The sequence below is a fragment of the Mesorhizobium sp. M0030 genome (assembly GCF_040323695.1).
Lineage (GTDB): Bacteria > Pseudomonadota > Alphaproteobacteria > Rhizobiales > Rhizobiaceae > Mesorhizobium.
Genome location: NZ_JAMYVE010000002.1, coordinates 474958 through 488872 on the forward strand (window position 1 = coordinate 474958; position 13915 = coordinate 488872).

Genomic DNA, 13915 nt, shown 5'->3' on the forward strand with positions numbered 1-13915 from the left:
TTCATTGGCACACCACATCCTTGATCGTCACTTGCCGGCCTCGCACCGCTTCGAACGGGAAATCCGCTCGGCACGAGCTGCCGTCCGCCAGACCGACCACCACCGCATTCTGCTTGCCGAGGCCCTTGATGTAGGCCTGCCCATCATAGCCGACGACGAAATCTTCCGTGCCGCCGTCGACGCGGCCGGCAAGCCCGGCTTCGAGCGGCGTGCCGCTCGGGTCGACCAGCGTCACCAGCGCGGCCTGCGCCGCCTCCGACACGCCGAACTTCAGCACGACGCCGTTGCGGTCGGCTGGGACGACGGTCTCCTTGGTAGCCGGGACATCCGCGTCGACTGGTAGATTCTTCGGGTCGATGGAGACCGTGTTCAGCTCATAGGAGTTGAGCCCGGTGACCAGGATGCGGCCTTTGCTGTCGGTCCTGCCTACCGGCCGGTTCTGATGCAAGACCTCGACATCAGGCGTGCCGACATCAACGACGGCAAAGGCATCGTCGATGCGGTTGGTGGCGAACACCCCGCCGCCTGCGACCGCAATGGCGCCGTCCATCTGGCCGGTCACGCGAAAGTCCTTCTCGAATTGCTGGGCGCCGGCCTCGAAACGCGCAAACGGCGCGCGGTAGCTGACCGCTGCCGAACGATTGGGGACCTCGCCCTCCGAGGTGCGCAGCCGCCAGCCGATGCTGCCGTCCTCGGCCCGCTCCGATTTGGCGAGGTCGGCAGTGACATTGAGGCCGTCAGGGCCTTGCTCGACGCCTGTCGACGCCGAGATCTCGTCGTTGAACGGGATCGAAATCCCGGCGAACACGCCATAGCTGCTGTCGTCGTCGAGATCGGCGAAGGCGGTGGCATAGAGCGTGCTGCGCTTGAAGATCGCCTGGCTGTAGGACAGGCCGACGATCTGGCTGCTTTCGCCCTCGGCGCTCTTCAAATGCGTATAGGACAGGTTGAGGCTGGAGAAATCGATCGGCATCGGCACGCTGAGTGTCACCTGGTCGACCGCGCGCGGGACGCCGGCGCTGAAACGGGTGAAGTCGTCGGGGTCGAGAACCGGCTCCGCCGTCACCGAGGCGATGTCTTCATAGCCGCCAAAGGCCCGCTGCATGTGGGCGTTGATCGCCCAGCCGTCATAGCCGAATTCGACACTGGCATCGACCAGCGAGCCGGTGCGCCCGTCATGATGGCTGCCGGCGACTGCCAGCGAAGCCGCGCCATATGCCCCGAGCGGGAAGGCAGCGCCTATGCCGCCATTGATCAGGTCGGCGCCGCCCTCAGCATGGGCTTCCAATGTCAGCCGGTCGGTCACGCCGTAACGCGCCGTGGCGACCCCCATGACGCGGCCGTCGTAATCGTCGGAGGAGATGCCGAAATTGCGCCGCGCCATCCCTGCCTCCACCGAAAAGTCGAGCAGTCCCTGGCGCAGCAGCATGCTGGAGGCATAGAACGGCAAGGTGGCCGTGGTCTCGCGGCCGAGGCTGTCGCGCAGCACCACCTGCGCCTGTCCGGCGCCCGTGAACACCGGCAGATTGGTGACCTGGAACGGCCCGGGCTGGATGTCGCCGGAATAGGTGCGCACGTTCTGCGTATAGACCTCGAGCGTCGACGGCACCGCCGCCGTGCCGCCGAAGGAGGGCAGAGGTAGCGTCACCAGGTCCGATCGCAGGTGGAAGTTGCGTTGCGCCTGGATGCCGCCGAGATAGATCGGACGCGTCCACGACAATCCACCGGAGATGAAGTCGCCGGCGCGGTAGGTCATCAGCCGGTCGGGGTCGGAATAGCTCCATGTCGTGTTTAGCCGCGTGAAGCCGCCCAGCCTGCCGTCGGAATAGCCGGCGATGAAGGATTGGCTGAGCGTTCCATAGGGGCTGAACACGCGCGCATCGAAGCCGCCGGAAACGCCCTGGAACAGCTCGACGTCCTTGTCGAACAATGAGTTGGAGCTGGCAAACAGCGAATAGTTGAGAACCGCGCCCAAGCCCGACTGCGGCGCCGGCCGGTCCTCCTGCAAGCGTAAGCCGAGATCGACGATGCGCGCCTCTCGGCTGTCATCGGCCGCCGTGACATAGAGGCGCTGCGTGGCCTCGTCGACCTGAAACGACACGTCCGCCAGCTGGTCGAGCCTGACCAGGCCGCCGGCGTCGGCTACGCCCTCCGGCGGCTTCAGGCCGACCCCTTTCAGCTCTTCCGGAGTCGCCGCCAGGCCGCCGCCCGGCATTTCGGTGAAATTGCCGATCAGTTTCGTCGAGGCGTCGTTGATGAACACCTCCAGATAGAGGCTGCGGCCGGCTGGCAAAACGGATTCAGGCTCTTCGGGGTTCGTCACGGCCGGCAGCTCTTGCGAGTTCACTGCCGGGCAAGGTGTGAAAGTCGCGAGCGCGACGACAATCGCGGTGCTAGCGGCCCTTGACGGCAACTTTGGCATCGAAAGGTCCAAGATCGCTCTGTGCCTTCAAAAGCACCGAGCCCGCGGACAGTGATTTGCTGCTGCCGATCGGCCACTGCATGGTGGCGCCGCCCAGGACATAACCGACGAGTCCGTTTCGGCTGCCAAGCTTCTTGCCGTTCTGGGTCAGGGATAGGTTGGACAGGCGGAGGCGACTTTCGCCGCTGTTGCTGGCGGTCAGCACAAGGCCGCCGCCCTTGCGCGAAATGCTCCACGCAACTGCCGGCGCCGCTGCATCGGCATTGCGGAAAAACACCGGCACCGAATAGCGAAGCGCGAGCGCGACCGTACCGGCCTTCTTGCGTGAGGGGTCCGGCAGTTCGTCGACGATGACGCGGTAGCTTTCCTCGGCCCGCACCGGCGCCTTCGACACGCGCACGACGCGAACCACGTATTGGGCATTGGGTCCGAGTTTGGTCGATGGCGGGCTGGCGACCACGTCCGTGGTCGGCGTCAGCGTTTCGATGCCGCCGGCCTGGCTCCATGCGAAGACCCGGATCTGCACATTGATCGGCCGCTTGGCGTCATCGTTGGCGAGGTTGAGAACCGCCGCGCTGTCGGGAGCGATCAGTTCGAGGCCTGTCGGCGCTACTCTCAGCGAGGCAGCGTGTGACGTCCCGGCGCAGAGCAATAAAAGAGCCGTGGCGCCAATGCATGAAAGCATGGATCGCATGGTCTTCCTCGTAATTGGTGCCGATAATCAGTAGGTTAGGGTGACCTGAACGATGTCCGCATAGTCGCCCGCCACCGGTGTCGGCTGGATCGGAACGCGCCCGTAGACCGTGAGGCTCTGGACGCTGCCATTGCCGGTTCCCGCTTGCGTGTCGGTGCCGGATGTGATGCCCCAGACCTGCGCATGGCCGCCATCCTGGTAAAGACTATAGTTGACCACCGCTGCGCCCGGCCCGGTCATCTTGCGACTCCCGACGGTTGTGCCCGCGCCATTTCCGAGACCCAGACCCACGACGTAGGTCTGTCCGGCGGTGCATTGCACGCCAATGGTGCTGGTCTGGTCCACATTGGTATCAATGATACCGTGCGAACCGAAAATAAGATCGCTAGCCGTCAGGATCTTGCATTCGTTTGTGATCGTGATCTTCACGTTAAAGTTGGTGGTCAAGACGGTGGAGGTCGCGGGAAGGGTTGCAAGCAGCGACCCACCCAGCAGCAGCGCGTATTTTAGCAATCTCATGCGATGGCCCTCCGTCGGGGCAGATCGTTCTTCGCAAAACGGTCTTGACCCGGATTTCACCCCTACAGCTCCTCCGCTGCATGCTTCGCAAGACATCAACGGTACAGTAATGTCAACAGCGAACTGTGCAATGATTATTACAACTTAGATTCGGATTGCGACAGCGAATAACTTCGGTATGTATCGGATAATTTTGGTTAATATTTGGTTAACAGAGATAAAATGGACATTTTTCCAAAGTGAAAGTTCGTCTGTCGATAATTTATTTTAGTTCTCGTGCGGAAAAGGCGAAAATATCTGGCAAATCATCTTAATTTTGTAGAGTCTCACCTGCCGTCCTTTATTATCGATATTTCGCGGCGTGCACCGGCGCCAAGCAGCCATCGCCATATAGCCGCGCGGGTGGCTGTTCCCGCCTGTCCAAGCCTTGCGATCATGCTGACAGGGCCGCATTCGCCAAAACCGTGTTCCGCCCGGCCCAAGCATGGCCGTCCCGGCTGAGATAAATCCACCGCCGTCGGATCGCGGCGATGCGAATCATTCTTGCCACGCTGGCCCGGATTTCCTTCGGCGGCGCATCGGCCGGACGGGAGATGCGCCTGTTGTCCCCTGGAGCCATGATCCACGACCGGCAGCCGCGCGGACCGGCTGCCAGACGTCAGAAAAGGAAGAACGATGAAGAAGACCTATGAAAAGCCAAAGCTCGAAAAGCGCCAGAAGCTGTCGCGCGTGACGGCTGTCGCCGGCCCATCAGTGACCAGTGAGAGCTGACGCCGTCGACCGGCATCGAACCACCAGCGGACAAGGAGAGCAGTCATGGATCAGCATGCGAACCCGTCACCCGGCTTCAGGCGCAATCCGGGCAAGGTGATCACCGTCGAGCCCTTCAACGGGCGTGTCGTCGTGTTTGCAAGCGGCAACATCATCGCTTCCTCGGCAAAAGCCAAAATGGTGACCGAGCCGCCCCATCCCTTCTCCTTCTACATCCCGTTCGAGGACATCGACTTCCGCAAGCTCAAGAAGACGGAGCGGTCGACGCTGTGCCCCTACAAGGGTGACGCCAGCTACTGGAACGTGCTGCCGGCGGGTGAAACCGGCAACGACGCGATGTGGGCCTATGAGCAGCCTTTCGACGAGATGACTGAAATTCGCGACCACGGCGCCTTCTACCCACACCGGGTCACCATCGACGCCGCGCCGCGCTGAGCGCGTCATGCCTGTCGCCCAAAAGTGCCCAGCGTTTTTGGAGCCGACGACAGGCATGAACAGAGGAATTTTTCAGATCAGCCAAAGCTGTCCTCACCCGGGGGCGCAGCGGTTTTGCGGCAACGGCATGCCGAAACGAAGACAAAAGGTCATGGACGAAAAGCAGAGAGCAATTCTCGACGAAATCCCGCGCCTGCGCCGCTATGCGCGCTCGCTGCTGCGCGACCGCGATTCCGCCGACGATCTCGTCCAGGACTGCCTGGAGCGGGCGCTGCTGCGGCTGGACAACTGGCAGACGGGAGAGAGCCCGCGAAAATGGCTGTTCACGATCATGCATCATCTGTTCATCGACCAGATGCGCAAGGTGAACCGGCGAGGCGAGGCCTCGATACTGCCGCTGGAGGCCGGCGAGGCGCAAGCCTCTCCCGCCGACCAGCTGGAGAACGTCGCCGCGCGCGAGATCATCGACGCGCTGCAGGCGATCAGCCCGGACCGCCGTGCCGCGCTGACCATGGTCGCCATCGAGGGCTTCTCCTATGCCGAGGCCGCCGAGATGCTCGGCGTGCCGGCCGGCACGCTGATGTCGCGCATCGCGCGCGGCCGTGAGGAACTGCGCGGCCTGCTCGAGGACAATGCGCGCCGCCGCGCGATAAGGATCGTCGAGCCAGGCCCGGCCAGGGCGGTTCCAATCAGGGCGCCAATGGCATGACGAGCCCCAATCGCATGATGACGCCTTACGGCATGGTCCACGATTGCAGGCCTTGTCCGCACTGTGGGCGCGGCGCACCCGGTAACGGTTTCTTCTCTGCTTGCGTGCATAGTGGCGGCGACGGAGTGAGCGAAACCAGGGCATGGCTGAAGAGAAAATACGCAACGGCGAATTCTGGGCGCTTGCGCTCGAACGCGCTCATCTCGGCGTATGGGACTGGGATATTTTGAGCGGCGACTGTTTCTATTCGCCGACCTGGTCGCACATGCTGGGTTATGAGGATGGCGAGCTTGCCAACAGCGACGACCTCTGGCTGAAGCTGACGCATCCCGACGACCGCCAGCGGGCGCTGGCCAGCGGCGAGCGGCACATTTCCGGCCTGACCGCCTCGATCGAGACCGAGCTGCGCCTCAAGCACAAGGACGGCCACTGGATCTGGGTGCTGGACCGCGGCGGCATTGTCGAGCGTGACGAGACGGGCAAGCCGGTCAGGCTGATGGGCGTGCAGACCGACATCAGCCGGCAGAAAGAGGCGGAAGCCGAACTCGAGCGGGTCAATGTGCGCTTTCGCCTGGCGCTGGCGGCCAGCGGCACCGGCATCTGGCATCACGACATCGACGCCAACAAGAGCTATTGGGACGCCCGCACCAGGGAGATATTCGGCCTGGTCGCCGACACCGACGAGGTGGCTGCCGACCTTTGGCATTCCTATCTGCATCCCGACGACAAGGATGCCGCAGAGCGCGCCCATCTGGCGCCGCTTTCGACCGACGGCGTCGTCGCCGCGCAATACCGCATCGTCAGGCGCGACGGCGAAATCCGCCATGTCGAATCGCTGGTGCGCTTCATCGCGGCGCCCGAGACGGCGGGCCAGATTCTCGGCACCGTGCGCGACATCACCGAGGACAAGAAACGCGAGCGGGAACTCGCCTACGCCGCTCACCACGATGCGCTGACCGGCCTGTTGAACCGTGCCGCCTTCGACCGGCTGCTGGCCGTGCATATCGCCACCGAGCGGGCTTTGCCGCTGGCGGTGTTTTACGTCGATCTCGACTACTTCAAGGCGCTCAACGACTTTGCCGGCCACGCCGCCGGCGACCTGGCGCTGAAGGGCGTGGCCGCCGGTATTCTGGGCTGCCTGCCGGCATCGGCACGTGCCGCGCGCCTCGGCGGCGACGAGTTCGCGCTGCTGGTGCCCAATTGCCAATCGGCCAAGGCCGAGGCGCTGGCCGGCGCCATCCTTGCGGCGGTCCGTGACGCCGACCTCGGACTGCCGGCGACCTCGCGAAAGCTCGCGGCCAGCATCGGCATCGCCTTCGTCGAGGACACCACCACCACGGTTGCCGATGCGTTGGCCTGCGCCGACGACGCCTGCTATGCGGCCAAGGCGGCCGGGCGCAATCGCTTCGCGGTGTTTTCGGCCGATGCGGCGTCGGGCTCCGGCGGCCTCAACGCGGCGCGTGTCGCCGCCGACACTGTCGACGCCATGGATGACGGGCGGCTGAAACTGTTCGGCCAGGAAATCCATCTGCTCGGCCAGCCCTGGCAGGAGAGCCGCCATGTCGAGGTGCTGGCGCGGCTTGCCGGGCGCAATGGCAAGCTGATCCCGCCCAACGAATTCATTCCGGTCGCCGAGCGCTTCGGCATTGCCTCGCGGCTGGACCGCTGGATCATCAGGACAGCGCTTTCGCAGCATGGCGCGGCGATGCGGTCAGGCGCCATCATGCTCGGCTTCAATCTGTCGGCGCAGACGCTGAGCGATCCGCTGCTGTGGGATTTCGTCGACGCCGTCATCGCCGAGACCGGGGCGCCGCATTCCGGCATCGGTTTCGAGATCACCGAGACCGCGGCCGTCACCAATTTCGACGCCGCCGAGCAGTTCGTGCGCAAGGCGCGCGAGCGGCAATGCCGCGTCAGCCTAGACGATTTCGGCGCCGGCATGAGCTCGTTCGAATATTTGCGGCGCTTTCCGGTCGATCAGATCAAGATCGACGGCTCGTTCATCGAGAATATCGCGGAAAGCCGTTTCGACCGCGAGATCGTCTCGGCCATAGCGGGCATCGCCAAAAGTCTCGGCTGCGCGGTGGTGGCCGAAAAGATCGAACAGCAGGAAGCGCTCGACATTCTGCGCGGCATGGGCGTGGCCTATGGCCAGGGTTTTCTGCTTCACCGGCCGGAGCCGCTCGAGGCGATCGTCGCGCGGGCCGGCGAACAGTCACCGGCCAGCGGACAGTCGCCGGAAAAGCGCTTCGGCTGACGGCTTCTCATCGCCTCGGGCTCGCGCGACTTGTCCGGCTAACCGGCGTCGGCCTTTTCCTGCTTTCGCTGCGCCGCCTCCTTCTTGCGGCGCAACACCTCATCTGTACCGACAAGGTCCTTCGAGGCGCCGGAAATGGCGGTCGAGACGACGGCGGGCGGATCGCTGGCCGGAAAACTATCTTCGAGGCCTGATTGCAACTGCTCCTCGAGCGTCTGCGGGTTCTCGGAGCGGCCTTCGGCGCGGCGCTCGCCAACGGCTTCGACATCGCTCTTGGTGTCGGGGTGAGCGCGGGCTTCCGATATCGTCGACACCACCAGCTCGATGGCGAACTCTTTCATCGCCTCGGCTTGCGGCCCATCGACATCAGAGTCTTCGATCAGGCGGATGAGCGACTTTTCCAGGGCGCCCAGTTCCTTGACGCCCTGACACCGCGCCAGACGCTTGGTGAGCCAACCGATCAGCGCCGGGGCAAAGGTCGAATAGGCAAGCCTTCGTGTGTCGTCGACCTGCTCGGGATGAAGCTTTTGCAAGGACATAGATGCCTCCAGTCAATCAGCCGGGCAGCTTCTGCCGCTGGCCCCTCCTTAGGAAACAGAGGGGAGGGCAAGAGGTTCCATACAGTCCTCGACAGGGTCGACGAGTTCAACTCCACAGCGACGCCATGGTCAGCGACGCTTCGAATATCTGCTCCCTGTTCTCGTTCAGCATCTTGACGGTGATCCGCCGGTGGTCGCCCTCCGGTATCTCGTCGCGCGCCACATCGTGCAATATGCGCAGCGCTTCGGCTCCCGCACGCTCCCGGCTGGGAAAAAGCTGCCCCTCTTCGTCAATCTGGGTCTCGGCGTTGTACAAGTCGAAGTAGAACCGTTCCATATGTGCAAGTCCCTGCTGGAGAATGCTAAAGCGCGTCGCGGTTGAAAGGGCGCAGGCGACGCGCTTCAGGTCTGTGTTTTTATGCATGTCGTTGTCTCAAAATCGGGGCCAATTTGAGCGACATGGATTAAATTCCAACCCGCGCCCATGGTTCCATGCGACTGTGTCCTGAGCAGATTTCCTGCCAGGAGCCGTCGCCGTGCCGGCCGATTGCAACCGCACCCGATCTCCGGCGTTTGGCTAGGCCACGGATGTCCAAGAAATCTCGAACTGGATCCTCGATGCTAGAACCGCTTTATCTCAACCTTGGCCAGCATGACGCTTTGTCCGAGCAGGAAAAGGGGCTGCTGGCCGCCGCCATGACCATCGAGATGGATTTTGCCACCGGTCAGGACATCGTTTCCGAGGGATCGAGGCCAGGCTACAGCACGCTCATCATCGAGGGTCTGGCGGCGCGCTACAAGGTGCTGGAGGATGGCGGCCGCCAGTTCACCTCGTTGCAGGTGCCCGGCGATTTTGTCGATTTGCACGCCTTCCTGCTCAAGACAATGGACCATGGCATTATAGCTTTGTCGCCATGCCGGGTGATCGCCGCCGACCACAGTCGGCTAAGGACGATCACCGAACAGGCGCCTCATCTGAGCCGCTTGCTGTGGCTGGACACGCTCGTCGATGGCGCCATTCACCGGGAATGGATCGTGGCCATGGGCCGGCGGTCCAAGACGTCGCACCTGGCGCATCTGGTGTGCGAGCTGTTCGTCCGGCTCCAGGTGGTCAAGCAGACCAACGGCATGAGTTTCCGGCTTCCCCTGTCGCAGGCGGAACTGGCCGATGTGCTTGGGCTTTCGGTGGTCCACATGAACCGGGTCATCGGCGCGTTGCGCAAGATCGGTGTGATCGGCTGGGCAAATTACATGGTGACCATTCTGGACTGGCAGCAGCTGGTGGAAATCGCCGAGTTCGACCCGACTTATCTCAGCATGAACCGCGAGCCGAGATAGGCTATCCGGCGTTCGCCATGACATCGCAGGCAATCCGTCAGCCGGTCTTTCAACGATGCCCATCCAGCGACGCCAATTCGTCGAGCATGGCAAGGGCGGCACTTGGCTTGGCCGGCTTCAGCAAGCCCTGTTGGGCGGCGGCATTCTGGAAGGCGGCAAAGGCGATGTCCGGGCGGCAAATGCCGTTCAACGCGTCGTCCACCAGCCTGTCGGCCGCCTTGTAGGCCGCCGTCTGCTTGTTCTTCCATGTTCCGCCGAGCGCCCTCCTGGCGTCGGCGATCGACGACACCGTCATCGCGCTTCCGTCCACGAATCTGATCGTCAGGGGCAGAAAACGGCTCATGCGCTCACCATCCAAGCCATTCGCGTCTCGCCCGGATCGATCTCATCACTTGCCTCCTTGAAAACGGGATCGCCATAAACGAGGAAATCACAAACTGGTTGCAGCCCGGCGAGCTACATGTTGCTTGCCGGCCAGATCGGCCGATGCGGACGATAAGGCGGCCGCGGCGCCGGCTTCAACGGGATGTCGGCGAGCGAGTTGCGGATCGGCCTGTACAGTATCGGCGAAGACGCGGCGCGGCGGTGCAGTACCGCGGCCGACAGTTTGGCAATCAGATTTCGAACGTCCATGGGACACCTCGAGCGCGTTGAGAGTCCCCCCATGGCAATCACCTACCACCTCACCCCCACCATCCGCATTTAACTTTGATATAGGCCGGACGAATACGCGCCGCGCGCAATGTCTGCCGCCGAGATTCTGCCGATCCTCGGCGGCGGCTATTGAGGGCGGCGCCAGGCTGGCGGTCACGCATCCCAGCAGCGACGTCGCAGACGCTGCTGCAACCGGATGAATTTTCGTGCATTCTTGTGCATGGCCACAATGCTTCGAACCGACACGCCGGCAAAATGCTGCTCCTATTGCGGTTCGCGAGAGCATGACTACGAGGATTGTCCGAAGCGCAAAGCAGAGGCGGAGCGGCAGTGGGAAGGCCAGGCAAAGCCCGGCGCCGAATCCGAGGCGACGGCCGAAGCCTAGCTGGGCTCGAACAGCTCGATCACGTTGCCGGACGGGTCTTCACAAAGAATCTGTCGCCCGCCCGGACCTTCGACGATCTGGTTGCGGAACCGCACGCCGGCCTCGCCCATCTCAGTCACGATTGACGGCAATTGCTCGACCTCGAGCACGAAGCGGTTCCATCCGCCCGGCTCGGGTGTCCGGCCGTCCGGCATCGGCCTGGCTGCCGACGCCAAGGGACCGGCGAGCCAGAGCGAGAGGTCGCCGCGCGTCAGGATGGCCATCGCCGGACCGAATTGCTGCTTCAGCGCGAATCCCAGATAGCTCGTATAAAACGCGATGGACAGATCGACATCGCGGACCAGATATCGGACGGACACCATTCGCAGGCTCCCTCACAAACGCCCCTCCCGAGAGATAGCTGGCGGGACAAGTCGGGGCAAGCCCGCGCGCACGCTTCGGGCGCCTACGGTGCGATTGCGTGGTCGGCCTGTCTCTCTCTCACGAAGGCCGTCAGCAGCTCCATTCCCGCCGGCCAGTCGCCCAGCCCGCTATTGCTGTTGATGTGACCAAGCGGCCCGGCGATGTGCAGTTCGCTGCCCCATTGTGCGGCTTTCTCACCGGCATAGCCGTTCGGATCATAGGGATCGTCGGTGCTGGCCACGATCAGCGAGGGGAAGCGAAGCGGCCCGCGCGGCGTATCGGCGAAGGGAATTCCGTAAGCGGGATAGACCGGCGAGGCCGGGTCGGGAACCGCAACCAGAAACGCCCCGCCGATCCGACGGCTCGACACCGCCTGCCAATGCGCGACCAGCAGGCAGCTGAGACTGTGGGCGACGAGCACCGGCGGGGTCTGTGCCTGTGACACCGCGACGTCCAGCGCCGCCACCCAGTCGTCCAAATCCGGCAGCTCCCAGCTTGCCGGGCTGAAGCGGCGCATCGCCGGATCGGCCTGTTGCCAGCGTGTCTGCCAGTGGGCCTCGCCCGATCCGCCGCTGCCCGGCAGAATGATGAAGTCGGTCATGGAAAATCCTGTTTCTTCGCCGCAGATGATGTCCCAATCCTAGGGCTTCTCCTTGTTCGCGGAATGAGAGATCATCGGAAAGCGATGAAGAATTCCGATGGATTGAAGGTGTTCATGGCAAACGGCGATTACCGGCCACGGCTCGACCCCACCGACATGGCAATCATCGAGATCATGCAGGAGGATGGCCGCATCGGCATTTCCGAACTCGGCCGCCGCGTCGGCCTGTCCCAGCCCGCGACGTCGGAGCGGGTGAAGCGGCTGGAGGAGCGCGGCATCATCGCCGGCTACCGGGCCGCGATCGATCCCACCGCCCTCGGTCTCGGCACCATGGCCATGATCCGCCTGCGCACCACGCATGAGCACATCCAGACCTGCCTGAAGAAATTCGCGGCCATGCCGGAAGTGGTCGAGGTGCTGCGGGTGACCGGCGAGGATTGTTTTCTGGTCAAGGTGGTCGTGCCGTCGCCGCCCGACCTCGAAAGCATCGTCGATGCCATCGGCCGCTACGGCGCGGTGACGACCAATGTGGTGCTGCGCGCCGAGCCGCCGAAACGGTTGGGGCGGGAGCTGATGGCGAAGCTCTGAGCGGCCACGCGCGGCAAGAGGATTGCAAGCGCCTCCTTTTGCGAGGTCCGGCTTTGCCGCGAAAGAATTTCGCGGGCTGGTGTAGGATCGGCGGCGTGGCGCCCGTCCTTGGGGCGAAACCCGTTGCAAACCTTTGGAGCACATCATGGAAGCCGTTCAATCGCCGTGGCAGACCGCGGCCATTCTCATCGCCCGCCTGACCTTGGCCGCCATGTTCGCGATGGGAGCAGCCTTCAAGTTCATGGATATGAACATGACCGCCGGCTACATCGCCGCCGCCGGCTTCCCGTTCCCGCTGTTTCTGGCCTGGTGCGCCGCGATCCTCGAAACGCTGCTGGTGATCGCCTTGCTGACCGGAGCGTTCTTCACGCCGGCCGCCCTGGTCGCCGCCGTCTACGTGGTCTTCCTCGGCTTTGCCTTCCACGGTCCGTCGCACTGGACCGGCAACCAGGCCGAGTTCGGCGCCTTCATGTCCCATTTCCCGTTCGCCGCCGGCCTGCTGTTCGCCGCCGTGCATGGACCGGGCAGCGTGCTGGCCTCGAAGATTGGCCGAGGGTGAGGCCCCGCGTCGGCAGACCGCCTCACATCTGGTCGTTGTAGGGTTCCTTCATCTGACCGACCATGCGGGCCAGTTTCGAGAAGGACGGCATGTCCGCCTCCGGCTGGCATTGATTGGCCAGTTCCAGCAGTCGGATCGGAAAGTTGACGGCGTCGCGGTTGGACTCCGACATGCCGTCGGACCGCTCCTCGCCGGTTTCGATGGCCTCGGCCTTGCGCAGCGCAATGTCGATATCCTCCACCGTGAGCAGGCCCTTGCGCACCAGCACCTGATTGATCGAGGCGACGGCCATCAGCAGGCCTTCGAGTTGCAGATTGGCGACGTTCATGGCTGTTGCTCCCATTTGGCTCACGCTCAACGCATGAGCCGCTGTTACGATCCGGACGGGGATGCAAGCGATAGGCGTCGGCCGATGGCCTGCGCTACTCTTCCATCCAGCGGCGGCCATATTCGGCCCACAGCGCCTTGACCTCCCGGCTGCCGAGGCGCGGGGCCGAGCCGTCGCCATAGGCGATCAAAACGCAGCTGATGTCGTAATGGGGATGGGCGTCGATGACGAAGCGGATCGCCTCGCCGAGCGGCCTTCTGCCGATGACCGGATCGGCCTGGCCTTGGCCGACGCTGCGAACGCCCGAAACAGTGGCTGGCGCTTGCCGCATCCTGAACACGGATGCCATGGCTGGTTTGTCCATCCCGCTCTCCCCCGAGTTGGAGTTCCATAAGAGCCAGCTAATGACCAGTCGGTCGATGCCTGTAGAAGGCTGCGTCTTGTGATCCGCCGCAAGTGCCGGCGATATGCTGCAGCCGGTTGAAGGACTGTTCAGGCCAGCGGATCCGCCGCCGGCGGCCTGGCGGGGAGGCCGAGCCTTGTCCGCTCGCCGTCGGCAAACTCCTCGGCCGCTTCCTGGGCCATGAACAGATGCTGGGTCACCGTGCCATTCTCGGCAACCAGCACCGCCCATTGGCGGCGGTCGACACGTTCCACGCGAACGTCATTGGGCTCTCCGGCCACCACGATCGTCCTCCAGCAGGCGTACGGCAC

Annotated in this window: 19 protein-coding genes; 7 read left to right on the plus strand and 12 right to left on the minus strand. The window is 63.6% G+C overall.

Annotated elements, in window-relative coordinates:
• Position 1 precedes the first annotated feature (1 nt).
• From NKJ80_RS06240 to NKJ80_RS06250, 3 genes are read right to left on the minus strand one after another with little or no spacing between them, the layout of a single operon-like run.
• Entirely contained in the window at positions 2-2422 is a 2421-nt protein-coding gene (locus NKJ80_RS06240) for a fimbria/pilus outer membrane usher protein (protein WP_352497255.1), read from the minus strand.
• Positions 2394-3116, minus strand: a complete 723-nt coding sequence (locus NKJ80_RS06245; protein ID WP_031215130.1) for a fimbrial biogenesis chaperone — start codon at positions 3114-3116, stop codon at positions 2394-2396. The genes NKJ80_RS06240 and NKJ80_RS06245 overlap by 29 nt, the downstream gene beginning before the upstream one ends.
• Before the next feature lie 27 nt (positions 3117-3143).
• Positions 3144-3635 carry a Csu type fimbrial protein gene (locus tag NKJ80_RS06250; RefSeq protein ID WP_023671429.1) on the minus strand — a complete coding sequence of 164 codons (492 nt, stop codon included), beginning with the start codon at positions 3633-3635 and terminating at the stop codon, positions 3144-3146.
• An 816-nt stretch (positions 3636-4451) separates the two neighbouring features.
• Here NKJ80_RS06250 and NKJ80_RS06255 point away from each other — a divergent pair.
• The 3 genes from NKJ80_RS06255 to NKJ80_RS06265 all read left to right on the plus strand — a co-directional run bounded on the left by NKJ80_RS06255 (position 4452) and on the right by NKJ80_RS06265 (position 7807).
• Positions 4452-4841 (plus strand): DUF427 domain-containing protein, encoded by a 390-nt coding sequence (locus NKJ80_RS06255; protein ID WP_023740028.1) that lies wholly within the window; start codon positions 4452-4454, stop codon positions 4839-4841.
• Positions 4842-4992: 151 nt separating this feature from the next.
• Complete coding sequence (locus NKJ80_RS06260; RefSeq protein ID WP_352497256.1) at positions 4993-5550, plus strand: sigma-70 family RNA polymerase sigma factor; 558 nt, start codon at positions 4993-4995, stop codon at positions 5548-5550.
• 142 nt (positions 5551-5692) lie between these two features.
• On the plus strand, positions 5693-7807 hold the full coding sequence (locus tag NKJ80_RS06265; protein WP_023700690.1) for an EAL domain-containing protein: 2115 nt from the start codon (positions 5693-5695) through the stop codon (positions 7805-7807).
• A 38-nt stretch (positions 7808-7845) separates the two neighbouring features.
• Here NKJ80_RS06265 and NKJ80_RS06270 read toward each other — a convergent pair whose 3' ends face one another.
• Complete coding sequence (locus tag NKJ80_RS06270) at positions 7846-8346, minus strand: hypothetical protein (protein WP_502897541.1); 501 nt, start codon at positions 8344-8346, stop codon at positions 7846-7848.
• A gap of 106 nt (positions 8347-8452) precedes the next feature.
• Positions 8453-8770, minus strand: a complete 318-nt coding sequence (locus tag NKJ80_RS06275) for a DUF6894 family protein (RefSeq protein WP_023743314.1) — start codon at positions 8768-8770, stop codon at positions 8453-8455.
• A gap of 194 nt (positions 8771-8964) precedes the next feature.
• Here NKJ80_RS06275 and NKJ80_RS06280 point away from each other — a divergent pair, with 194 nt between their 5' ends.
• On the plus strand, positions 8965-9684 hold the full coding sequence (locus NKJ80_RS06280; protein WP_023671436.1) for a Crp/Fnr family transcriptional regulator: 720 nt from the start codon (positions 8965-8967) through the stop codon (positions 9682-9684).
• Positions 9685-9733: 49 nt separating this feature from the next.
• On the opposite strand, the gene NKJ80_RS06285 is transcribed toward NKJ80_RS06280, so the two are convergent.
• The gene (locus NKJ80_RS06285; protein WP_023685943.1) at positions 9734-10027 is read right to left on the minus strand and encodes a DUF982 domain-containing protein; all 294 of its coding nucleotides are present in this window, start codon (positions 10025-10027) and stop codon (positions 9734-9736) included.
• Between the two features lie 113 nt (positions 10028-10140).
• On the minus strand, positions 10141-10317 hold the full coding sequence (locus tag NKJ80_RS06290) for a hypothetical protein (protein WP_023693747.1): 177 nt from the start codon (positions 10315-10317) through the stop codon (positions 10141-10143).
• A 241-nt stretch (positions 10318-10558) separates the two neighbouring features.
• On the opposite strand from NKJ80_RS06290, the gene NKJ80_RS06295 reads away from it, so the two are divergent.
• Positions 10559-10723 (plus strand): hypothetical protein, encoded by a 165-nt coding sequence (locus NKJ80_RS06295; RefSeq protein ID WP_023671439.1) that lies wholly within the window; start codon positions 10559-10561, stop codon positions 10721-10723.
• Here the strand turns inward: NKJ80_RS06295 and NKJ80_RS06300 are convergent.
• Together NKJ80_RS06300 and NKJ80_RS06305 are read right to left on the minus strand one after the other, a co-directional pair.
• Positions 10720-11085, minus strand: a complete 366-nt coding sequence (locus NKJ80_RS06300) for a VOC family protein (protein ID WP_352497257.1) — start codon at positions 11083-11085, stop codon at positions 10720-10722. The two genes, NKJ80_RS06295 and NKJ80_RS06300, sit on opposite strands and share 4 nt — an antisense overlap.
• Positions 11086-11168: 83 nt before the next feature.
• The gene (locus tag NKJ80_RS06305; RefSeq protein WP_352497258.1) at positions 11169-11726 is read right to left on the minus strand and encodes an RBBP9/YdeN family alpha/beta hydrolase; all 558 of its coding nucleotides are present in this window, start codon (positions 11724-11726) and stop codon (positions 11169-11171) included.
• 84 nt (positions 11727-11810) lie between these two features.
• On the opposite strand from NKJ80_RS06305, the gene NKJ80_RS06310 reads away from it, so the two are divergent.
• Both NKJ80_RS06310 and NKJ80_RS06315 read left to right on the plus strand, forming a co-directional pair.
• The gene (locus NKJ80_RS06310; RefSeq protein ID WP_023671442.1) at positions 11811-12314 is read left to right on the plus strand and encodes an Lrp/AsnC family transcriptional regulator; all 504 of its coding nucleotides are present in this window, start codon (positions 11811-11813) and stop codon (positions 12312-12314) included.
• Positions 12315-12459: 145 nt separating this feature from the next.
• Entirely contained in the window at positions 12460-12873 is a 414-nt protein-coding gene (locus NKJ80_RS06315; protein WP_023700688.1) for a DoxX family protein, read from the plus strand.
• A gap of 22 nt (positions 12874-12895) precedes the next feature.
• Here the strand turns inward: NKJ80_RS06315 and NKJ80_RS06320 are convergent, their stop codons facing one another.
• From NKJ80_RS06320 to NKJ80_RS06330, 3 genes are all read right to left on the minus strand, one after another.
• A complete protein-coding gene (locus NKJ80_RS06320; RefSeq protein WP_023671444.1) occupies positions 12896-13201 on the minus strand; it encodes a hypothetical protein in 306 nt (101 codons plus the stop codon).
• A 94-nt stretch (positions 13202-13295) separates the two neighbouring features.
• Positions 13296-13565, minus strand: coding sequence for a hypothetical protein (locus tag NKJ80_RS06325; protein WP_352497259.1), 270 nt, complete (start codon positions 13563-13565; stop codon positions 13296-13298).
• 128 nt (positions 13566-13693) lie between these two features.
• Positions 13694-13888, minus strand: coding sequence for a hypothetical protein (locus NKJ80_RS06330; RefSeq protein ID WP_023689866.1), 195 nt, complete (start codon positions 13886-13888; stop codon positions 13694-13696).
• Between the last annotated feature and the right edge of the window lie 27 nt (positions 13889-13915).